We start from the raw sequence: 22,690 nt of genomic DNA on the forward strand, positions 1-22,690 counted from the left end.
AAAAGCTCAAAATGTTAGCAACGAATACTAACATTTTGAGCTTTGTTTGATTGTTTTGACGCAGGCCTCTGAAAAAAAACAGTATTTTTTTCGCCCAGCCCGCTATTTTTCCGCAAGACTAACCAAGTAAGGCGCTAATGAATAGCCCTAAGGCATAGGTGCCATTGAAAACCATTAAGTTTTTAATGGAATGACGGAAACTTTTCGGCTGCGGCAATTCTTGTTTAAACGTTTGAATATTTTTCCAAATGACAGGCAAAGTGGCAAACGTGATTAACACAGGCCATTGATAAATACCACTAATGAAGCCGAATAAAATCACCAGATAACCAGCTAGCGCTAACACTTGAAACAGCACAATCCCTGCTGGGCGCCCGATATAATAGACTAACGTATAACGGTGGTTCTCAATATCCGTGTCTAAGTCCCGTAAATTGTTGGCGAGCATGATGTTAGCAATCGAACAGACCAAGGGCAAGGACGCCACAACAATCGCAAGCACCGCCCAGAGATTGCCGTCTAAGCGAAAGGTGCCACTGGCGAAATCAACCGTTAAGTAAAACGGCGGATTGGTGACGACGTTCAAGTAAACGGTTAAGACGAAGATGCCTAAGCCCATCGTGAAGCCACTGAAAATTTCCCCCAAGGGCATGCGGGATAACGGAATCGGTCCATACGTGTAGAAAATACCGATGAAGCAGCAAATCCCCCCTAATACGAGGAAGAGCCAGCCTGTTTGAACCGTTAAGTACGCACCCACAACGGCAGTGAAGGCAATCATGGCAAAAATCATGTTGCGGACCAGTTGTGGTGAAACGCCTGATTGTCCGATAATATTTTCTTCATATTTATAGACGTCAGATTTGGCTTTTTTGAAGTCCATGTAATTGTTAATGGCGGTGGTGGCCATATCAAAGACCACCATGCCAATGAAGAAAACCAGCGTGTTGCCCCACTGAACTTCCCCGAAATAGGTCATTGAAAACAAGACCCCGATAATAAAGGGAAAGAGACTGGCAAGCTTCGTCTGAATTTCCACTACTTTTAAAAACACATTTAAAGACATTTTTAGTCGCTCCTTATTTCAAATCGGCCCGATTCCCCATCGTATAGCCAGAGTCTTTGCCGATTTCAAAGTTGCCTTCGATATCTTTGCTGATGTAGACTTTGTCGTCTTTTGTGACGAAAATGGCATCGGTTCCTTTCAGACTTTCGACATATTCTAGTCCTTTTTTGACGCCCATTGAGAAGACGGCTGTTGAGAGACCATCACCATCGATGGATTTGTCGGTGATAATGGTGACACCCGCGATGTCGTTATCAAACGGATAGCCAGTTTCACGATCAAAGAGATGGTGGTAGGTTTTGCCATCGACTTTTAAGTAGCGTTCATAAATTCCTGATGTGACTAAGGTTTTGTTGCTTTCTTTGACTTGACCTAAAACAGTGTTGCGGGCTTTATTCGGGTCTTGAATGCCGACTGTCCAGTCCATGTCTTTGCCACGTGGGCTGTGTCCTAAGACGTAAACATTCCCGCCTAAATCGACGATAGCGGTGGTGACGCCGTTGTCTTTCAGAACTTTCACAACTTCATCGGTAATGAAGCCTTTGGCAATTGCGCCTAAATCCAATTGCATGCCTTTTTCTTCAAGGTAAACGGTTTGCTCTTTGTCGTTGAATTTGACTTTCGTGTAATCGACAAGTTTCAAGGCTTGATCAATTTCGGCTTGGCTTGGTTTGCGGGCATCATCGAAGCCAATGTGCCACATAGAGGTGATTGGGCCAATTGCCATGTCGAAGCCGCCGCGGGAGTCTTTGCTGTATTCATAGGCTTTTTTCAACAAAGGATACAGGTCATCTGAGACTTTGACCGGTTTCACGCCTGCTTCTTGGTTGATTTCATCAATTTCTGAACCTGGTTGGTTGACTGTGATTTTATCGCCTAGTTCTTTGACACGGGCAAAGGCTTTCGGTAAGACGTCTTCTTTGCCATCATCGTAGATGCGAATTTGAACGTAGGTACCAAGCATTGTTTGACGGTCAGAGTATGGTTCTGTATTAATTTTCGCTTCTGGTTTTGAGGAACAAGCAGCTGCCACAAACAGCACTGCTAGAACACTCACCATGAGCAGAAGTTTCTTTTTCATAGGATTCCCTCTTCTTTCCTTCTTTAATTAAAAAATAAGTTCTCTTGCATAGTAGCCTTTTTTGGAAAAAATGAAAAGTCTTTCTCTTGGAAATTCACAAATTTCTGTGAAAAAATTTGTGAAATGATGGACAGAACTAGCGAAGAAAAAGGGGCGGGAAAGTCAGCCAACCGACTTTTTCCCAACCCCTCAATGGTGTCAAGTAATTGCTGAAAAGCATTTCAGGAACTACTTCACGATTCATTTATTATTACTTATTTTGTTACGATGTTGTCAACAACGATTTCAGTTGTGTCGCCTTTTTCAGCAGCGTTCACTAATTGTTGTGCGTAGTTGATGAATGAATGTGTGCTGTGTGTTGCACCAGTTACTACTTCAACACCTGCAGGTGAGCCGTCTTCTTCGCCCATTGCTTTAACAAATTCTTTGTTTAATGTTTCGATATATTCTTTTGGTCCAACGCCAGCAACGTCTTTCATTTTGCTTTCGTATTCAGTGTCATCTTTTTTAGATTTGCCGTCAGCGTTCACGTTATCGTAGTTAGATTCAGTCACTTTACCATCTTTTACAGTCATTGAGAATGTTGTGTGGTAGCCGTTTGAGTCATTTTTTTCTTTCAATGAGTACGTACCATCTTTCAATGTTGCCCCATTGTCGATTTCGATTGTGTCTGTGTTACCAGCTTGTGCTGCTTGGATTAATTGTTGTGCGTAGTTTTGGAATGATTCAGATGAATGAGTCGCACCAGTTACTACTTCCACACCGCTTGCGCTTTGTGCTTTAACAAAAGAATCGTTTAATTGTTTGATGTATTCTTTTGGTCCAACACCAGATTTTGCTTTCATGCTTTCTTCATACTTAGTGTCTTCTGTTTTAGATTTGCCGTCAGCATTGATGTTGTCATATTTAGATTCAGTGATTTTTCCGTCTTTTACAGTCATTTCAAAGACTGCACGGTAACCATTTTTTTCATTTTTTTCTTCTAATTTATACGTACCATCTTTTAAATCGCCACCGGCAACTTTTTTCGCTGGTGCTGATGATTCAGTTGATTTTTTCGTTTCTGAAGATGCTGCGCTAGAAGAGTTCGTTGTGTTGTCTTTCTTGTCTGCGCCACAGCCTGCTAATACTAAACTAAATAATGCAATTGCCGCAAAACCTTTAACAAATTTATTCACTTTCATTGATAGTCACCTTTTCTTTCATGATTTTCACAAACATTAAAAGTTTGTGATACATTACACATTATAATGGTTTTAAAAACGTTGTCAAGACCATCCCCTAAAAATATTTACATTTCGGTCTTTTTTTCATCAAAAACTCATCGTTGGAGTAAATTTGTTGACAATTAAAATTTATATTAGACAAATTCGTGAAATACTTATATAATGTTAGTCGATTGTGTACTTATTAATCATTATCACTATTTTACTACTTACAATATTAAGGAGCGGATTGTCAATGACAAAGCAAAATATTGTCGTTGTAGGTGCTGGGTATGCTGGCGTTTCAGCTACTAAATTTCTAGCAAAGAAATTTAAAAAAGATACGGACGTAACAATCACATTGATTGATCGCCATTCTTACCACACTATGATGACCGAATTGCATGAAGTAGCAGGCGGACGTGTTGAACCAGAAGCAATTCAATACGACTTACAACGTTTGTTCTCACGCAAGAAAAACGTAAAATTGGTAACAGATACTGTTACTGGAATCGACAAAGAAAACAAAGTTGTGAAAACTTTAGCAGGTTCTTATCCATTTGACCAGTTAATTCTGGGTATGGGTGGCGAACCGAACGACTTTGGAACACCAGGCGTGAAAGAAAATGGTTTCACCTTATGGTCATTTGATGATGCAGTGAAAATTCGTCATCACATTGAAGCAACCGTTGCTAAAGCAGCCATCGAACCAGATGCTGAAGTACGCAAAGCAATGTTAACATTCGTTGTCTGTGGTTCTGGTTTTACTGGGATCGAAATGGTCGGCGAATTAATCGACTGGAAAGATCGTTTAGCAAAAGATGCCAAAATTGATCCAGACGAAATTACATTAATGGTTGTTGAAGCAATGCCAACCATCTTAAACATGTTATCTCGTAACGATGCTGCCAAAGCAGAACGTTATCTAGAAAAGAAAAATGTTCAATTATTATTGAACTCACCAATCGTTGAAGTTGCAGCAGATCACATTAAATTAAAAGATGGTTCTGAAGTACCAACGCATACGTTAATCTGGACAGCTGGTGTGAAAGCAACTTCTGATGCCGCTGACTTTGGTTTAGAAGCAGCACGTGGTAGTCGTTTAGTTGCGAATGAATACATGCAAGCAAAAGGTTACGAAGACAAAAACATTTATATCATTGGTGACTTGGTTTATTACGAAGAAACACCAAATACACCAACTCCTCAAATCGTTCAAGCAGCTGAACAAACAGGTCATACTGCGGCTGCCAACATCGTTGCAGATATTAAAGGCGGCGAAAAACACGCCTTTAAAGGAAACTACCAAGGATTCATGGTTTCCATCGGCGCGAAATGGGGCGTTGCCAACTTATTCGATAAAATTCATTTGAGTGGTTTCTTAGCCATCATTATGAAACATATCGTTAACTTGAAATACTTCTTTGATATTCGTTCTGGTTACTATATGTTCCAATACATTATGCACGAAATCTTCCATATTAAAGATGATCGTTCTGTTGCTCGCGGACATACGTCTCGTTACGGCAATGTCTTGTGGAGTGTTCCGCTACGTGTCTTCTATGGTATGGTTTGGTTAGTCGAATCAATGAAGAAAATTGTCGGCAACGGCGATTACTTGAAACCAAGCACTTGGTTTGGTGATGGTTCTTGGTTCACAGATAAAGTCGTTTTCCCATTCCCTTGGTTACAAGAACAAGTAACAACAGGTGCTTCTCAAGCAACTGAAACAGCAACAACTGCTGCAAGTGGTGCGGCGGATGCGGCGGCAAGCGGTGGTGCCGATGCGGCAACACAAGCAGCGCACTTTGGTTTAAGCTACGCTTACGGCGAAACACCAATGCAAGTGTTTGATCACATGCCTAAATGGTTCGAAAGCGTAATGAAATTTATGATGCCAAACCAAGAAGTTGCTTTGTTCATGCAAAAATTCATGACAATCGTTGAAGTATGTATTGCTTTAGCATTGATTGCTGGTTTATTCACTTGGTTATCAAGTGCTGCTACAATTGGTTTAACAATTGCCTTCTGTTTATCTGGCATGTTCTATTGGGTAAATATCTGGTTTATCTTTGTCGCTTTTGCTTTGATGAACGGTTCAGGCCGTGCTGTCGGTTTAGACCGCTGGGTAATTCCATGGATTCAACGCAAACTTGGTAAAGCGTGGTATGGTACCCCGAAAGCTAGATACGGCGGTAAGTAAGCAATCGATAATCGATTGACAACTACGAGCAAAAGCTGAGACACATGTCTCCAGCTGACTATCATAGGATTTAGTATGTGGGACAGCAGTCAAGCATGACTTTTGTCCCACATATTTTCTTTTATATAATATGGTGGCTCAACTGGAAAAGAATACTTCTTTTCCGTTCACTGTGTTATGATAGACAAGAAAAAAACACCAAAGGAGAGAGAAGAAAATGACGATCAAAGAATTCATTAAGAAAAGTCGCTTGAAAACATGGGACGTTATTATTATTGCTATTTTAGTTCTTGGTTCTTTTCTGCCCCTTGTTGTTTTTGCCATGCAAAACCGTGGTCAAGAAGCGGCTACGTATCAAGCAGTCTTGAAAGTAGACAACAAAGTAATCAAAGTCTTTGACTTAAAAAAGGACGGCCCGCATTATACATATAAATACGAAGCAAAAGACGGTGATTACAACCTGATTGAAGTAGATGGTGATCGTATCCGCGTGAAGGAAGCCAACTGTGCTGACTTAGTGGATGTTCGACGAGGCTGGATTTCCAAACCTGGTGAAACCCCGATTGCCTGTCTGCCCCACAATTTGTTTATCACCGTGGAAGCTTCTGATGGGAGTGAAGACGGTAGCTTAATTTATTAAGCACGACAACTATGAGCAAATTACACAAGAATATTTATATTGCTATGCTCGTTGCCCAAGGGGTCATTATTGGTTTAATCGAAAATATGATTCCTTACCCTTTCGCATTTGCTCCTGGGGCAAAGCTCGGTCTAGCAAATTTAATTACCATTATTGCGATTTTCACCATGCGTAAGCGTGATAGTTTTTTCCTGGTCTGTTTACGTTTGATTTTAACGACATTACTGGGCGGCACACTTTCGACCTTTTTCTATAGTGCCAGTGGTGCCTTATTAAGTTATTTCGGCATGTTGCTTGTCAAGCAGCTGGGGCCAAAACGGGTCAGCATTATTGGGATTAGTGCCGTTGGTGGTTTCTTACACAACGTTGGTCAGTTGCTAACGACCTCTTTCTTTGCTCATTCGTGGGCGCCGATGCTGTACTTACCATTTTTATCTCTGTTTGGGTTACTCTCGGGGATTGCCATTGGGATTGCCGCTAATTATTTACTACAACATGTCCAGACGTTACGAAAATTCCAACTGAATTATGAACAAACAACGAAACATAAGTGGAGTCAATTTTTCTAATTGAAAACCTGTCCGCCACAATTAAAGGAGTCATCTTATGAATATACATCCTATGTGGAATACCTATCCTACGTTATCAAAAGAATTAACAACTACTCTTCGCTTGATGGAACAAGCGGTTCAAATCGATAATCAAGAGATTCAAGCTGCTGTCCATGACATGATTCATTCTGGCGGCAAATTGCTACGTCCAGCCTACCAACTGTTGTTCTCTTATTTTGGTGAACAGCGGGACCCTAAAAAGGCGACAGCGTTAGCGGCTTCCATTGAATTACTGCATACCGCCACGTTAGTTCACGACGATATTGTCGACGAAGCCGATACGCGTCGTGGCTTGCCAACATTGCGTTCGCGCTTTGGAAATAGCACAGCCGTGTATACAGGCGATTATCTTTTTGTTTGCTGCTTCAAGCTCTTATCTGATTATTCTTCTTCATTAAAAAGCATTCAATTAAATTCGCGCAGTATGGAAAAAGTCCTGACTGGTGAGCTTGGTCAAATGGACAATCGCTATAATTTCGAGGTAACGATTGACCAATATTTAAAAAATATTTCCGGGAAAACAGCGGAATTGTTTGCGCTAAGTTGTTTTGTCGGTGCCTATGAAAGTGGCACCTCCCAACGTTTTGCCAAACGTTGTGGTGAAATCGGCGAAAATATCGGACTGGCTTTTCAAATTATTGATGATATTTTGGACTATACACAAACTGCCGATGCTATCGGCAAACCCGTCTTAGAAGACGTACGTCAAGGCGTGTATTCTTTGCCCTTGATTTATGCACTTGAAGCCAATCGTGAAGTCTTGTTGCCACTTTTAATGAAAAAAGAAGCCTTGACCGATGAAGAAACACAGGAAATTTATCGTCTTGTCCATGAACTAGGTGGCGTAGAAAAGGCCCAACAATTAGCCACTCATTACACAGAAAAAGCGCTGAAAGAAATCAGCAAACTTCCTGAAACAAAGGCCCAAGCGAAAGAACAATTGTATGAAATTACACAAACGATTTTGACAAGAGAAAATTAAAAAAGCCGCTGGATCCTATTGAGGATTTAGCGGCTAGCTTTTTAGGTGATACCTTGGTATAATAAACACGAAGAGAGCGTACTAGACATACGCTCTCGGGTAGACCGTTTAAGACGGTAGCTTGATTTTAATACGGAAATAAACCCGTCAATCTTCGCTAAAGGTTATGACGGGTTTATTTTTTGTCGTTTTTATTACTGATTTTGACAATTAACGTTGCGAAAGCAATCGCAAGCATCAATGCTTCAAAGACAGTCACTACTATTCCTTTCTAGGGAAAGAGCAAACAAGCAAAAACATTGGCAGTCCCCCTTTTTTTGAGAAATTGCCACCGTCATAAACTTCCTACTTGTGTAGTATAACACATTTATACCTTCCTAGAATACGCTTACTTTTTTATTTACTATTCGACTTTTCCGTTTCAACTTGCTATAATAAACACGAAGAGAGCGTACTAGACATACGCTCTCGGGTAGACCGTTTAAGACGGTAGCTTTAATTTATTGGTTAATAAACCCGTCAATCTTCGCTAAAAGTTATGACGGGTTTATTTTTTGTCGTTTTTATTACTGATTTTAACAATTAACGTTGCGAAAGCGATCGCAAGCATCAATGCTTCAAAGACAGTCACTGCTATTCCTTTCTAGGGAAAAAGCGAACAAGCAAAAACATTGGCAGTCCCCCTTTTTTGAGAAATTGCCACCGTCATAAACTTCCTACTTGTGTAGTATAACACATTTATCCCTTACTGGAATACGTTTACTTTTTTTATTTACTATTCGACTTTTCCGTTTCAACTTGCTATAATAAACACGAAGAGAGCGTACTAGACATACGCTCTCTGGTAGACCGTTTAAGACGGTAGCTTTAATTTATTGGTTAATAAACCCGTCAATCTTCGCTAAAAGTTATGACGGGTTTATTTTTTGTCGTTTTTATTACTGATTTTAACAATTAACGTTGCGAAAGCGATCGCAAGCATCAATGCTTCAAAGACAGTCACTGCTATTCCTTTCTAGGGAAAAAGCGAACAAGCAAAAACATTGGCAGTCCCCCTTTTTTGAGAAATTGCCACCGTCATAAACTTCCTACTTGTGTAGTATAACACATTTATCCCTTACTGGAATACGTTTACTTTTTTTATTTACTATTCGACTTTTCCGTTTCAACTTGCTATAATAAACACGAAGAGAGCGTACTAGACATACGCTCTCTGGTAGACCGTTTAAGACGGTAGCTGAATTAATTAGAAAATAAACCCGTTAATCCTGGCTAAAGATTATGACGGGTTTATTTTTTGTCGTTTTTATTACTGATTTTGACAATTAACGTTGCGAAAGCGATCGCAAGCATCAATGCTTCAAAGACAGTCACTGCTATTCCTTTCTAGGGAAAAAGCGAACAAGCAAAAACATTGGCAGTCCCCCTTTTTTGAGAAATTGCCACCGTCATAAACTTCCTACTTGTGTAGTATAACACATTTGCACTTTGTTAGAAGGCGCTCTCTTTAAAAAAGTAGGAGCCCCAGAGAGATCTAGAAAAAAGGTTTTATTCTGGCGCATCTTCCAGAGACCATCGCAATACTCCACTATACCTTCCGACTGGATCAGAAGGAAAAATCGTCAACTGAAGTTGTTTGGTCAAATTAGCGGTAGCGTTGCCGCTTCCTTGCAAAATAGGTTGGCTATCTGCATTAATTAGAACACGCTGATTCTTCTCACCATAACTTATTCTTTTGTCGAGTAACTCACCGTTTTCGTTCTTTAACGGTTGTTCTTCTTTTACTTTAATTGTCCACCGACTTTTATCAAGTTTGCTTGTATCTTCAATGCGGATTTCTTTATTTGTAATAGAAGGAATCATTGTCTCTGTTGCGGGAATTTCATTCACACCAAAATTGATTGTATCAGGTAAAATGAGCTTGGGCCCAGCTTCTTTTTGAAGAGTCCGACTGTCTTTTTCTGACTCTTGATTGTTCTCATCTTTTATATAAAAGAAAACCTCTCGATTCAACCAATGTTCAGGAAAAGTATACGTAACTTTATCAACAACCGATTCTGGCGCATCTACATATTTTTTTAATTCTTTTTCTTCTGTGCCACACTTCGCTATTAAAGTTATGTTGGTTGATGGATCATGAGAAAATGAAAAAGTAACTTCTCGCTGATTTGTAAAACGTGAGACCAATAGCGGATTTTCTTCATCCATCAATTTGAATTGTAATAACTTCTTTTCACGATAACGATGAATAATTGTTTGCTCCTCTGGAAGAAACATTCCTTGATCTTGTTGGGTCTTAATTGGTTCATAGCCAGCTATTTTGGGATACTGATTAGACAAGTCAAAAGGCGTGGTTAAAATCCCTTCTTTTGTGACTGGTTCATGAATAGCATTATCTTGTTCATTTAAAAACACAGTCGTTGCTTTCCCCACATAATTCACACTGGATGTAGCAGTCGTTTCCTCTAAATTTTCTCCATCTAAAAGAGTTCTTGCACTAAACGGCAAGTCTAATTTTCCATTTGAAATGAGCGCCGTATCGACTGGATTTTGAGTCCCTTGCCATTTCAAGTAAACTTTATATTGTAATACGGTATCGTAGAGACGACTATCTGACAGATTTTTTGTCATAATTTGGACATTTTCACCATCTGTTTGGCTAGTAAATAAATCCGTTAAATCTTCTCCTTTAAAGTCTGTAACTAAGACTTTGTCAAATTGATATTGCTTTGTTTGATTTACTTGGTTCAGGTTAACGTTTACAACCATTTGACTAGGTTTTGTCCACTGATCAATATTGGGAATGGTCTGTTGCACATTTAAACAAACAGCCGTCTCTGCATTTTCAAAATAAGTATCCATTGCGTAGGCTGGTGGAAATTCTGGTTTTGCCAAAAAATCCGTAAAGTAAACAATGGATGACGGCGTTGTGTCATTGTTGTGGACTACAAACGTAACAGTAGAAATACTTTTGGTCGTCATTTCAAAACGCTGGCGAGGGTCCCGCCAAGGTACCCCTGCAGTAACGTTTTTTAGATATAACCAATAATCATCGTCTCCGCCATCCCACGTATCGTAAAGAATATGTGTAGGATTTTCCGCATATAAGGCATCAATTATCGTTCCAGGGTTTTTATAGCCAACATATTTGTTTGAATTTAACCCATAGTAATTAAATGCTGTTTTTATCGTTAAGGGCTGACCATCATTATCAACAAAATCATAGGTAACCAGCATTTCGCCTTTAATCGTAATTCCTAAAAAATAGCTTTCAGTAAAACTAATTGATCCTCCATCCAAATTACTTTTATTCCGTTGTAATGTAACTAATAAATTAACTGCTTTTCCTTCATAGAACCCCACATTTTTTACTAATGCTTTACTTTTATTTGTCGTTCGACTAACTGCCATGTAGTTTGAATACACTTCGCCTTCAATTGGTTCGACGGATGTATTTTCGCCGTAATGCATAATAAATGTGTTTGCCGCTGGTGTAATCGATTGATTTGCCCAATGGAAATAGCCCAGTTCTGTTAATGGTCTAGGAGCAGCCTCTACTTTTTCAACTCCTAAAAAGATCCCTCCAATATCCACAATAAAATCAATAAATAGTTATGTTTTTTCAATTGAGATTACAACCTCCTTACTTTTACTTGTAAAAAATAAAATAAATATTAAATAACAATTGATATTATTTGAAGATCCAAAGACAATTGTAATAGAATTTCTATGCTGTATCTACTCTAAAATATTTCTTAAAAATACCTAAAAAACGAAAGCTTATTTAACAATCGACTTTCCCGTTTCAACTTAGCATAATAAACACGATAAACATGAAGAGGTCAGGACAGAACCAATTAGTTCCGAAGGCGTTGGTTCTGTTTCTGCCGTTTATTAGGTTGCGAACGTTTAAGACGTCATCTTTAATTATAATCAACCTTCGGTAAAAGTTATGACAGGTTTATTTTTTATTACTGATTTTAGCAATAGACTAAACAGACCGACCATCAAAAAAGATGGTCGGTCTGTTTAGTTTATTGTTCTGCCCTTACTCCTTCTCCGACAATGCTCGCCAGACATCAAATGTTTGTTTTAAGCCTTGGACATTATGAACACGTAAAATTTCTACGCCTTGTTGTGCTGCATACAAGGAAGCAGCGGCTGAACCAAAATCACGGTTGGCTGGTTCTGGTTCGTTCGTTAAAGCGCCAATGGTTCGTTTGCGAGAAACGCCGTATAGTAACGGATAATCTTGGTAGCGAAAGGCGTTAGGATCTTTTAACAGTTGAAGGTTCTCTGCGACAGTTTTATGAAAGCCAATCCCTGGATCGAAACAAATTTTTTCTAAGGAAAGGCCGTATTTTTGGCATTGTTCAATTTTTTCTGTATAAAATTGGTGCAACTCTTCTTTTAAAGAAAGGGATTGGTGTTTTCTGGAATGCATAATCACAACTTGGATTTCAGGATATTGTGCGAGGACTTCTGCCATCCCCAGAGTGTCTAATCCTTTGATGTCATTAATCATTGTGGCGCCAGCTTGGATCGCGGCTTCCGCTACTTCGGGATAGTAGGTATCCACAGAAATCGGCGCTAGAGAAGTCTCACGTATTTTTTTTATTAATGGTAATACTCGGTCTGCCTCAACTTGTGGAGAAACTTCTTCGTAGCCAGGACGTGTGGATTGGCCGCCAATGTCTAAAATATCGGCCCCCGCTTCTAGTAGATGAAGCGCATGTTGATAGGCCACGTCAACCGTTGTGTAGCTACCGCCATCAGAAAAAGAGTCGGGAGTCGTGTTGACAATTCCCATAATTTGGTAATTCTTTTTTAAATCAATCATTGTCACATTGCTCCTTTATCTGCTGAATCATCTTTCGTAAAGCCCGCATTCTAGGACTTATCTTCATTCGTTCACTCGTGGACAACTCCGCTAAGGTTTTGCCTCGGTCTGGTAAATAAATAATCGGATCAAAGCCATAACCGCCTGTACCGCGCGGTTCAACTAATTCACCAGTCAAAGTGGCTTCCGTTTGCAACAGTTTGTCGTCATCGAGTACATAGACCAACGTGGCTGATAAGGTTAACTCTCGGGTCGACTGTTGCCCTTCAAATAAGTGCAACAGTTCGCGGTTCTGTTCTTCCGGATTGGCTGAATGGAAAAAGCGGCTTGTATGAATACCTAATAAATCAGGAAAAGCAGTTAATGTTAAGCCGCCATCATCACCTAACACTGGGCATCCGATTAATTGTTGGAAAAAGCGAGCTTTTAGATAAGCATTTTCAGCATACGTAGTGCCAGTTTCTGCAGGTTGTTCTTGACTGGTTGTATACTTTCGATAAGAGACAAGTTGAATAGCGGGGTCCTTAAGTCCTGATTGCATTTCTTTTAACTTACCTTGGTTATTCGTGCCAACAATGATTTCCATTTTCTAACGTATCTCCATTAAAAATTGATTTTTCCACTCTTGTTCTTTAAATAGTCCGGTAAATTGAAATGTTTTGGTGCTACTTTGTGGTGTTTTCACTCCGCGCATCGTCATACACATATGTTCCGCTTCAATGGCTACTGCAATGCCTTTGACGGGAATATTTTCTTGGAGTTTGCGGGCAATTGTCACTGTTAAATCTTCTTGAACTGTGGGACGTTTGGCACAATGTTCTACTAATCTTGGTAACTTGCTTAGTCCCAATACTTTGCCACCTTCTGGCAGATAAGCGACATGTACTTTTCCATAAAATGGCAATAAATGGTGTTCACACATTGAATAAAAGGCAATATCTTTTACTAGAACCATTTCGCCTTCATTTAAGCTATCAAATAATTTATAATCATCAAATTCAGGTTCGGTTAATCCACTAAAAACTTCTGCATACATTTTAGCTACGCGTTTGGGTGTATCAATGAGTCCTGCCCGTTGAGTATCTTCCCCCACTGCTTCTAAGATTGTGGTAACTGCCTGCTCAATTTGCGCTTGTTTTTCCTGCTCCATCTCTACCATTCCTTTTCGCTTACTCGCACTTCTTCTTGATTGCCACTGCGCTGAATCCACGTAGCTATTGGCGTACCCAATAATTGTTCCTCTGCGTAAACATCACTTAAGGGAATCAAAACAAATGACCGTTTTGTTAATTCTTGATGAGGAACTTGTAAGTGGGGCAACGCGACTGACTGTTCCCCTAATAATAAAATATCAATATCAATAATCCGCGGACCCCAGTGAATTAATTTTTTACGTTTCATTACTTGCTCAATCCCTTGGGTAACAGCCAATAACTCTTCAACGGTATAGCTAGTATCAATTTTCAATACGGCGTTCAAAAAATCATCTTGGTCTGTATAGCCGTAAGGATCCGTTTCATAAAGTTTTGAAGAAGCCACGACCTGAATCTGCGGGTCTTCGTTTAAATAATTGCGGGCTTTCACTAAATTTGCGTACGGATCGCCGACGTTACTACCTAATGCTACATAGCCAATCATCTATACTTCTCGCTCCATTTCAATTTCAATATTGTCAAAAAGGCCGGGCATCGGCACACTATATTTTCTAATTTTAATGATAATTTTGTTCAATTGTTCTTGATAATCTGCGGAAATATCATCTAAAATAGCACTCGCTAAACCTTCGATTAAATCGTACGAGTGATTGTTTACTCGTTGGGCAATCAATTCATTCACTTCGGCATAATTGACGGTTTGGGTGACATCATCTGTTCGCCCTGCCTCAGCTAACGACAACTGCATTTCAAGGTCGATTTCTACTTGCTGTCCTAGACGTTTTTCTTCTGCCAAAACACCATTTTTTGTGAAAAATTTCAAGTTGTTGATTCTAATTTTATCCATCCTCTAACTCCCTACCCTCTGTTTTGCTAATTTTTTTAATCATAGCATATTTCTTGGAAAAGTCAGTAGTTAAAAGATGGAAAAGTGGTTATTAGTATGATATAAAAAATTACTTTTTATGAATCCAATAGTATAACTTGTGTATTCAAAAAAGAGCGTTGCATCAGCAACGCTCTTTTTTGGGGTTTATTCGCCTTTTATCGCATTGTTACAAATTCTTCTGAGCCTGTTGGATGAATCGCAACAGTATTATCAAAATCTGCTTTGGTCGCGCCCATTTTAATAGCGACTGCAAAGCCTTGTAGCATTTCGTCAACACCGATGCCGATGCCATGCAAACCGACAATTTTTTCTTCTTTGCCGACACAGATTAATTTCATGTCGCATTTTTGACGATATTCTCCTAAAGCGAAGTACATTGGCGTAAAGCTAGAGCGATAGATTTTCACTTGGTCTTCACCATATTCTTCAAGCGCTGCTTTTTCCGTCAAGCCAATTGTCGCAACTGGTGGATGGGTAAAGACCACCGTTGGCACCAAGTTATAATCCAGATATAAATCGGTTTGTCCGTTAAATAAGCGTTCAGACAGGCGCCGACCAGCGGCAATCGCGACTGGCGTTAAGTCGATTTTACCAATGACATCGCCGACTGCGTAGATGCCATTTTGCGTGGTATTTTGGAATTTATCTACTTTGACGTAGCCTTTTTCATCAAGTGCTACTTTCGTATTTTCTAAGCCTAATTGATCCGTGTTCGGCTGACGGCCTGTCCCGAAAATCACGGCATCTGTCGTGATTGATTCACCATTTTCAAATGTAATAACGTACTCATTCTGCGCCGTTTTTTCAATTTTAGCTGGTGTTGCATTCGGATGAATTTGCATGCCCATTTCTTGATAGCGTTCTACGACTTTTTCAGAAAGCATGTCATCAAAGCTTCGTAATGGTCGTTCATGACGGAAGGCCCAATGTGTTTCTGCGCCTAAGCCATGTAAGGTTCCTGCTAATTCGGCTGCGATGTAACCCGCACCGACAAAGACCACACGTTTTGGCATTTCTTCTAATGCAAAGAAGCCGTTTGAATCTAAGGCATATTCTTCTCCTGGAATACCTAGTTTTTTCGGACGACCACCTGTCGCAATTAGAATGTGCGGCGCCGTATATTCTGTCCCATTGACTTCAATTGTTTGCTCCCCAGTAAACGTAGCGTAACCATGGATACGTTCAATGTTGTTACTGTCTAAACCACGATTATACGCACCATGTAAGAAGTCAATATATTTTTCACGATTTTCAACTAATTGTTTAAAGCTAAAATTTTTGATTTCAACATCAAACCCATAGCCTGCTGTGTCTCTTTCCATCATTTCCATCATGCTGCTGGCTTGCCACATGACTTTTTTAGGCACACAACCAACGTTGACACAGGTCCCACCAATTTCGTTGCCCTCAATTAAAAGGACGTTGGCTCCGTGCATTCCTGCGCGGTTAGCAGAAGCAATCCCGCCACTACCGCCACCAATAACAATATAATCATAGGTTTTCATTTATTCTGGCTCCCTTTCAATTTGAACTTTCTCCTTTATTATCGCAAAAAATAGCAAAAAAAGACAGTCGTATTACTTACTTTTGTTTAGTTTTCTGCTGCTTCTGTTTTATGGATTCGTTCCATAAAAGCGCTGGGGGAAAGGAATTCAATCGTAGCATTGTCGAAGGGAATTCCTAAATCTTCTTTCGTTACGTTTGGGTTCATTGTAATGACGTAAAGTGTTTTGCCTAAGGAAAGTGCAATCCCAATTTCTAAATAACTTAGTCGGTCAAAGTCACCATTAATAAAAACGTAGGTTGCTTCGTGAAGATACCGTTTTATCACTTCAATATCTGTAAACATTCCGGTTTGAACACAATCTGCTAACCCGAAGCCCACTGCACCCATACAGCCATGCTCATCTTCAAACAGCTGAGGATCTACCAAAAGGTCCGTTTGAATACGAGGGTTTTGACCAATTTGGTAGGCGAATAATTTAGCCATAGTTATTCCTCCTTCTTTTTGATTACTCGTTAGAACGTAATAATTCAAGAACAATTTCTGTTTTGTCCTGCTCCGTTTGAACAGCTGTTCCTAATATCTTTTCTATTTCTTCTTTAGGTAATTTAAAAGCTTGATTTAGTTGACTTGCAGGAATGACTTGGTGCTCTAAAATCATGTGATAAACTTTTTGGAAAACTTCTGGCTGTTCGATAGTCAGTTGTTCATCGTAAGGCTCTTTCGTTTTCCATTTATTTTTAGCAATTCTTTTATTTAAATAGAGACGTTGATCATCATTAATTAACGCTAATGTGTATGTTTTTTGAATCATTGATTGAAGAGAAACTTTCCAATACTTTTTCAAATCAATATAGTATTCTAACGAAATAGACAAGAGCGAATCAGAAAAAGCCGCTGAAGGAAGGAGAAAATGCGCAGCAAATAGATTTGCTTGATACTCAATAATGTTCTTTAATTCTGTTTGCGAATACTCATGAATACTTTCAACACCGTTGTGTAATAAAATATGTCCTAGTTCATGCGCCACGTTAAAACGACGACGGACAGCAGATTCATGATTATCTGTGAGCATAATAAACGGCCGACCAATCATCCAACGCGAAACCGCATCTAGTGTTGGATTGGACATGTTGGCTTCTGAAATAATCACACCATTTTGTTCAGCCAACTGAATGAGATTAGGGACTGGCGAAATCAAGTCTAAGCCCCAAATTTTCCGTAATTCCTCAGCCTTTTTCACAATTTCTTCTTCTGTGATTTCATAAATACTCTTTTCAATTAATTCTGGTAAACAAACTTTGGGAAAGTTCACATATGTTGCTAATACTTTATACACTTCTTGCACATATTTTAACCGCTCTTTTTGCATATCTCTTACTTTCTTCGTTGCCGCACTTCGGCTTCTAAAAAAAGTTGCGCCTGAATACAATTCAAATGTATCTGCTGAAAAGAAACTACGGGGAAATTGTAAAACAGAAATTAGTTTTAATATGCTATCTGCTTTAGGAATTGTTTTTCCCGATTCGTAATTCGAAATCATTTGCCTAGATAGCTCTGCTTTTTCGGCTAATTCTTTCATTGTTAATCCTCGTGCAATGCGAGCCGAAGTTAATTGCTTTGGATTAAAAATCAACCTCTCGTTCATTTTCTAGTCCTCTCCTTATCAGTTCGTCAGCGGTTGACGTAAAAGTCAAATGTAGGTCCTTACGAACTTCCTCTGGATTTTTTAAAAGAACTGGTGCCTGCGTAATATCAATTTGGTCAATCCAACGACCAACTCCAATATCTGGTAACCCTAATCGAACAAAACGTAATTGATGATTCGATCCGCCATAAGTTAGTAATAAGAATGGCGGTTGATTGGCATCATAATACTCATTTAAATCTTCTGGTTTGTCAAATAAATTATACTGCTTATTTAATAAGCTCCCACGATTTCTAAATAATGCCTTTTTAGGAACTGAAGCTTCTGATAAAACTTTCGCTGGCGTTAAAATTGCGCCTTTGGTTTCAATCATTAAGTACGTATGGCCATTGACATATCGACTACTAGCTTTGTCAGCTATTTCATGTGGGATTGCTGATGAAGTTAACACTTGTTTTAAACCAACATCAACCAATCCATGCCGAACGTGTCCCCAAACTTTTTTCATTTCTGCTCGTTGAAAAATAGATTCTCTTTCTGTTAGCTCCATTAAGTAGCGATATGCTTCTCTTATGCTTAACGATAAAACACCAACCATTCGTGCATCACAATTTCTTTTTAAATGTTCTTTTAAAATACTCATTATTTTCTCTCCTTTTTTCATAACACCCCAACAACATACCATGTTAACATTTTGCCTTTTCTAAAAAAATATGTCAACACAAAAAAATGAACTTAGGAAGGTAAGTCATTTCGACTTACCTTCCTAACTCTGAATTTTAAAATAAACGGCGAGACAGATATAGCTTCTTCTGTACTCTTCAGGATAAAACTTCAATCGACAGCCCTAGCCCGACCTCATATTTCAAATAACTCTTCTTATAACTTTTGCTTTGCACTGGTCCTCAATACATGTTCCCAACCACTTTTACTCGTAAGCGGGTTGCATTTTCTGGATGATAGGCGAGTGGTGTTTCTTCCACCTCGACTAACTCGATTGTGCCAGGGACTGCACCCGCAAGTTCGGCTTGTTGGACGGCTTTTTCTTGGGCATCGGCCAACGCCGCGTCCCGTTGGATTTTTGAATAGACATAAATTTGTTCGTATTGTCCGCTAATCTGAGCGATAGAGGCACCGATGGCATTCGCCACTGCCCCGTTTTCGTTGCGAATTAGCGCTTTAACGCCTGTCAATTCTTCGGGGATGATAATACTCCCACCACCAACTAAAACGACCGTCACGTCTGCGGAACTGGTCTTCATGCGATCAATCGCTTCACTGACCAATTCGCCAATTTTTTGGTACACTTTTTCCGCAAACGCTTGGTCTAAATGAGCCACTTTGCTAGGATCACCAACTTGGGCATGGCCTAAGCGAACCGCAATATCAGTGGTCGTTAATTGTGTGCCGCCAAAAACAAGGGCCTCTTGTGTAATACGGTAGCCGACACTGTCGGGGCCAACTGTCACAGAACCATCTGGTTGTTCACGCACTAGACTGCCACCGCCGACACCAATTGACACGATATCTGGCATTCTAAAATTGGTCCGTACCCCGCCAACATCAACGGCCAGTGAAGATTCTCTTGGAAAGCCATCCACTAACACGCCAATGTCGGACGTTGTGCCACCAACATCTAAAACAACCGCATCTTTCAAGCCAGCTAAGTATGAAGCGCCACGAATACTATTGGTTGGTCCACAAGCAATGGTTAAAATAGGAAACTGTTTGGCATAAGTTAACGACATTAACGTACCATCATTTTGACATAAGTACACTTGGGCATGATGAATTTTTTCTTGTTCTAAGGCTTGTTCAAAGCCTTCGCTGGTCACTTTAATTACTTTGTGCAACGCAGCATTCAAAATTGTCGCATTTTCCCGTTCAATTAAACCGACAGACCCAATCATTGAGGAGCAAGATACAGGAACATCTGCCCCTAACACTTCCTTCGCAAGCGCTTGAACAAACAATTCTTGGTCATTTTTTAAAGAAGAAAAAACGCCAATTACTGCGATTGCCTCTACTTCTCCTCGCCAAGACGCCAAAATCCCACGTAATTCTTCTTCGTCCAGTGCAGTCAATGGTTGTCCATCATATTCGTAGCCGCCATGTGCTAAAGCATACGTTTCTGAAAGAGTAGCCACTAAATCCTTGGGCCAAGCTGTGTAAGGCAAGACCGAAGCGGTTGCTGGATAGCCCAAACGAAGGACCCCAACTTTTGCTAATTTTTTTCGCTCAACAATGGCATTTGTACATTGGGTCGTGCCCAACATTGCATGTGTGACTTTGGTTGGGTCCACTGCTGATTCTGCCAAGACTTTATTTAAGGCACCGGCAATCCCTGTTTGAATATCATCGGTTGTTGGAACTTTCACTGAATGAATCAAGTTTAATTGATGATCTAAAATAACAGCATCTGTATTTGTGCCACCGACATCGATACCAATTTTATACATTTATTTGTCCTCCTTCGCTACTAAGTTTTCTAGTGGTTGATAATCCATTTCGTAGCCGAAATACCGAGGACCCACTGTTTCGATACCTTTTTTCGTTCGCCAAGCGGCATTCGCTTTCAAGCCCATTACTTGGACACGTTTGCCGTATTTCAAGCTTTCTGTTGTCACAGGCGTTAAAGTTTCTAAATCTACCATACAAATCAAATCAGGCGTCATCGCAATCACCTGACCATCTTTCTCGGCAATTAAATTTTCATTTTGAAAATGGACGACTGCTTCTGAACCAGCGTCACTGTTTAAGCCACTCAATTTGACACGTCCCAAATTGAAGCCACCTTTTACTTCTCGTTCTACATCTAGAATTTTTCCTTGGAACAATTCAAAGCCATCCGTAACTTCTACTAATGCTTGGCGTTTTTCTTGTTCATCTGCATAGGTACCTCGAATCACTTTGCCAATTTCTTCTGATAATGTCACGATGTTGTGAATACCATAGTCTTGTAATTGTTTGCCTGTCGCGGGATAAATGCTCACTAAAGCACTAGCGCCCATTTCAACCGTTTGAACACGAGCAAGACGTTCTGTCCAAGTATTATCAATCGTTTCCATAATGCCAATATTTCCTTTTTCATCGGTAATTGCCATAGGGGTCGCTGACATCCCATTCAAATGGAACGTTACCATAGGCAATTCTGGAAAGGCCCGACCCATACCATCACAATCCACCAAGGGAATGCCTAGCTTCGCTGCAACAACAATTGGAATCATTGAATTGACGCCCCCAGCTTCCATTGGAAAGGTCCCCGCAATCGTTTCTTGGTCTAAATATTTTCCTAACTTCTCAAAGACACGGACGAATTCGTCGCCTTTGGGAAATTTTTCAATTGCGACAGATGGGGCACCCATCATTGCGGCTGGTAGGAAAAAATCCTCCGCGGCAATTTCTTCTGGAGAAACCAGTTTGACAGGTCCGTTTTCTTCGATGGCGGACAAAGCCATCATTTTACCAATGTAGGGATCACCGCCACCTCCTGTCCCTAAAAAAGCTGCTCCTGTGGCTATATTCTCAATTGCTTCTGCATCTAAATAACGCATTCTCCGACACTCCTCTTCTTCATTCCATTTCTAATGATTCGGTGTTCGTCTGTTGACGTTTTGCACCGAAATAATAAATAACAAACGATAAAACAATGCCAATTAGCGGTTGGTTAGGCAATTGAGGGGCATTGGGAAAGAAACTCATAATCACCGGAATACCCCCCACTGCAGCACCAATTAGCCATGAAAAAACACCTAATTTATTCACGCCAGGCGTTGGCTGCCATTTGGTTCGATCGCCTTTGTTAATCAACCAATAGGCAGCAATCATTACACCAGCCACTGGTGGAACCATCGCAGAAAGGACGGACATAATCGGCGTAAAGTAATTTAAAATCCCCACAACTGCTAATAAGGTTCCAATGGCGCCGGCCGCACCGACAGCGACTTTTTCTTTTTCTTTTGGAATATCAAAGACATTAATCAAGGCCAGTCCGCCAGAAAAAGCATTCACGGCATTCGTGGTCCAAGTTGCTAAAATTAGCGCAATAATTCCTAAAACTGGAAAACCGAGATTCATAAAAACTTCCGTGATATCTGCGGTGTTCGAAGCAATGGTCAAGACCGCACCAACGCCAATCATCAACAATCCTGTCGGTAAAATCCCTAAGGTGGCCGCTTTAACCACATCTTTACGAGAAGAAACATACTGAGAGTAATCTCCAGCAATTACTGCGCCTAATGCAAAAGAACCGACAGTCATTGAAAGACCTGACATAAAGCTTCCTGCTGTTTGAGGTGTATATTGACTAACAGCTTCCCAACCGTTGTTTCTTAACGAAGCCACCAAGCCATAAAGACAAACCAGAACTAACACAGGAACCGCAAAATAATTCAGAATTTTCAATATTTTTATGCCATAAAGAGCCGAAATAAGCATGATAATTCCCCAGATTAAGGAAGAAAGCGACACAGGTAAATCAATGCCGTAAATTTTTAAAAAGTTTGTGAAGGCGCCACCGCTGACATTGGCTTGCAAGCCAAACCAACCTAAGCAAGCAATCGCTAGAATAATGGAAATAATCTTTTGCGAGCCTTGAATGCCAAACACTTGAGAAGCGACTTTGACAGAAGGTTCTTGTAAGTCGGAACTTTGAATTCCTTGTAAAATCATTAAAATAACAATAATACCGTAACCAATAAATCCTGTTAACAAAGCTTCCCATAAAGGCATGCCTGCAACTAACGTTCCTCCAATAATTAATCCTGGCACGCTAATCATTGCGCCCGCCCAAACAAATGCTAAGCTAAGCCACGATTGTTGTTGCTCGTTTTTTAATTTCATTCTCATTCCTCCTTAATTATTTTTT

General features: G+C 40.0%; 20 protein-coding genes. 4 read left to right on the top strand and 16 right to left on the bottom strand.

What is annotated here, in order from left to right; all coding sequences use genetic code 11:
* Positions 1 to 118: 118 nt before the first annotated feature.
* The 3 genes from menA to pplA form a co-directional block, all read right to left on the bottom strand.
* Positions 119 to 1,066: a 1,4-dihydroxy-2-naphthoate polyprenyltransferase gene (menA, locus tag IGM04_RS13060; RefSeq protein WP_086318116.1), complete on the bottom strand. Its 948-nt coding sequence runs from the start codon at positions 1,064 to 1,066 to the stop codon at positions 119 to 121.
* Positions 1,067 to 1,079: 13 nt separating this feature from the next.
* Positions 1,080 to 2,147 (bottom strand): FAD:protein FMN transferase, encoded by a 1,068-nt coding sequence (locus IGM04_RS13065; protein ID WP_002354751.1) that lies wholly within the window; start codon positions 2,145 to 2,147, stop codon positions 1,080 to 1,082.
* Between the two features lie 254 nt (positions 2,148 to 2,401).
* Positions 2,402 to 3,331, bottom strand: a complete 930-nt coding sequence (gene pplA, locus IGM04_RS13070) for an extracellular electron transfer flavoprotein PplA (RefSeq protein ID WP_002368513.1) — start codon at positions 3,329 to 3,331, stop codon at positions 2,402 to 2,404.
* 277 nt (positions 3,332 to 3,608) lie between these two features.
* Between pplA and IGM04_RS13075 the strand changes: the two genes are divergently transcribed.
* From IGM04_RS13075 to IGM04_RS13090, 4 genes are all read left to right on the top strand, one after another.
* Positions 3,609 to 5,555 carry an NAD(P)/FAD-dependent oxidoreductase gene (locus tag IGM04_RS13075; protein ID WP_002354747.1) on the top strand — a complete coding sequence of 649 codons (1,947 nt, stop codon included), beginning with the start codon at positions 3,609 to 3,611 and terminating at the stop codon, positions 5,553 to 5,555.
* Between the two features lie 217 nt (positions 5,556 to 5,772).
* Positions 5,773 to 6,195 carry a NusG domain II-containing protein gene (locus IGM04_RS13080; protein ID WP_002354745.1) on the top strand — a complete coding sequence of 141 codons (423 nt, stop codon included), beginning with the start codon at positions 5,773 to 5,775 and terminating at the stop codon, positions 6,193 to 6,195.
* A gap of 11 nt (positions 6,196 to 6,206) precedes the next feature.
* Positions 6,207 to 6,764 carry a Gx transporter family protein gene (locus tag IGM04_RS13085; RefSeq protein WP_002354743.1) on the top strand — a complete coding sequence of 186 codons (558 nt, stop codon included), beginning with the start codon at positions 6,207 to 6,209 and terminating at the stop codon, positions 6,762 to 6,764.
* A 37-nt stretch (positions 6,765 to 6,801) separates the two neighbouring features.
* The gene (locus IGM04_RS13090) at positions 6,802 to 7,788 is read left to right on the top strand and encodes a polyprenyl synthetase family protein (RefSeq protein WP_002358954.1); all 987 of its coding nucleotides are present in this window, start codon (positions 6,802 to 6,804) and stop codon (positions 7,786 to 7,788) included.
* 1,548 nt (positions 7,789 to 9,336) lie between these two features.
* Here the strand turns inward: IGM04_RS13090 and IGM04_RS13095 are convergent.
* The 13 genes from IGM04_RS13095 to IGM04_RS13155 all read right to left on the bottom strand — a co-directional run bounded on the left by IGM04_RS13095 (position 9,337) and on the right by IGM04_RS13155 (position 22,671).
* Positions 9,337 to 11,382 carry a hypothetical protein gene (locus IGM04_RS13095; protein WP_370684190.1) on the bottom strand — a complete coding sequence of 682 codons (2,046 nt, stop codon included), beginning with the start codon at positions 11,380 to 11,382 and terminating at the stop codon, positions 9,337 to 9,339.
* 454 nt (positions 11,383 to 11,836) lie between these two features.
* The gene (folP, locus tag IGM04_RS13100) at positions 11,837 to 12,628 is read right to left on the bottom strand and encodes a dihydropteroate synthase (protein WP_086318114.1); all 792 of its coding nucleotides are present in this window, start codon (positions 12,626 to 12,628) and stop codon (positions 11,837 to 11,839) included.
* Positions 12,621 to 13,214 (bottom strand): non-canonical purine NTP pyrophosphatase, encoded by a 594-nt coding sequence (locus IGM04_RS13105; RefSeq protein ID WP_016632925.1) that lies wholly within the window; start codon positions 13,212 to 13,214, stop codon positions 12,621 to 12,623. The genes folP and IGM04_RS13105 overlap by 8 nt, the downstream gene beginning before the upstream one ends.
* Positions 13,215 to 13,217: 3 nt before the next feature.
* Positions 13,218 to 13,787, bottom strand: a complete 570-nt coding sequence (gene folE / locus IGM04_RS13110) for a GTP cyclohydrolase I FolE (protein WP_002383148.1) — start codon at positions 13,785 to 13,787, stop codon at positions 13,218 to 13,220.
* Entirely contained in the window at positions 13,781 to 14,266 is a 486-nt protein-coding gene (gene folK, locus IGM04_RS13115) for a 2-amino-4-hydroxy-6-hydroxymethyldihydropteridine diphosphokinase (RefSeq protein WP_086318113.1), read from the bottom strand. Before folK ends, folE begins: the two co-directional genes overlap by 7 nt.
* Complete coding sequence (gene folB, locus IGM04_RS13120; RefSeq protein WP_002354733.1) at positions 14,267 to 14,629, bottom strand: dihydroneopterin aldolase; 363 nt, start codon at positions 14,627 to 14,629, stop codon at positions 14,267 to 14,269.
* 197 nt (positions 14,630 to 14,826) lie between these two features.
* On the bottom strand, positions 14,827 to 16,176 hold the full coding sequence (gene gor, locus IGM04_RS13125) for a glutathione-disulfide reductase (RefSeq protein ID WP_002354732.1): 1,350 nt from the start codon (positions 16,174 to 16,176) through the stop codon (positions 14,827 to 14,829).
* Positions 16,177 to 16,262: 86 nt separating this feature from the next.
* Entirely contained in the window at positions 16,263 to 16,661 is a 399-nt protein-coding gene (locus IGM04_RS13130) for a hypothetical protein (RefSeq protein ID WP_002411275.1), read from the bottom strand.
* A gap of 22 nt (positions 16,662 to 16,683) precedes the next feature.
* The gene (locus IGM04_RS13135) at positions 16,684 to 17,823 is read right to left on the bottom strand and encodes a helix-turn-helix domain-containing protein (protein WP_086318112.1); all 1,140 of its coding nucleotides are present in this window, start codon (positions 17,821 to 17,823) and stop codon (positions 16,684 to 16,686) included.
* Positions 17,801 to 18,466: a hypothetical protein gene (locus IGM04_RS13140; RefSeq protein WP_002354729.1), complete on the bottom strand. Its 666-nt coding sequence runs from the start codon at positions 18,464 to 18,466 to the stop codon at positions 17,801 to 17,803. The genes IGM04_RS13135 and IGM04_RS13140 overlap by 23 nt, the downstream gene beginning before the upstream one ends.
* 262 nt (positions 18,467 to 18,728) lie before the next feature.
* Positions 18,729 to 20,282, bottom strand: coding sequence for a hydantoinase/oxoprolinase N-terminal domain-containing protein (locus IGM04_RS13145; RefSeq protein WP_002365445.1), 1,554 nt, complete (start codon positions 20,280 to 20,282; stop codon positions 18,729 to 18,731).
* The gene (locus tag IGM04_RS13150; RefSeq protein ID WP_002354727.1) at positions 20,283 to 21,377 is read right to left on the bottom strand and encodes a DUF917 domain-containing protein; all 1,095 of its coding nucleotides are present in this window, start codon (positions 21,375 to 21,377) and stop codon (positions 20,283 to 20,285) included.
* A gap of 19 nt (positions 21,378 to 21,396) precedes the next feature.
* Positions 21,397 to 22,671, bottom strand: a complete 1,275-nt coding sequence (locus IGM04_RS13155) for a cytosine permease (protein ID WP_002354725.1) — start codon at positions 22,669 to 22,671, stop codon at positions 21,397 to 21,399.
* Positions 22,672 to 22,690: the final 19 nt, after the last annotated feature.

This window comes from Enterococcus sp. DIV2385, assembly GCF_051711925.1.
GTDB classification, from domain to species: Bacteria; Bacillota; Bacilli; order Lactobacillales; family Enterococcaceae; genus Enterococcus; species Enterococcus faecalis.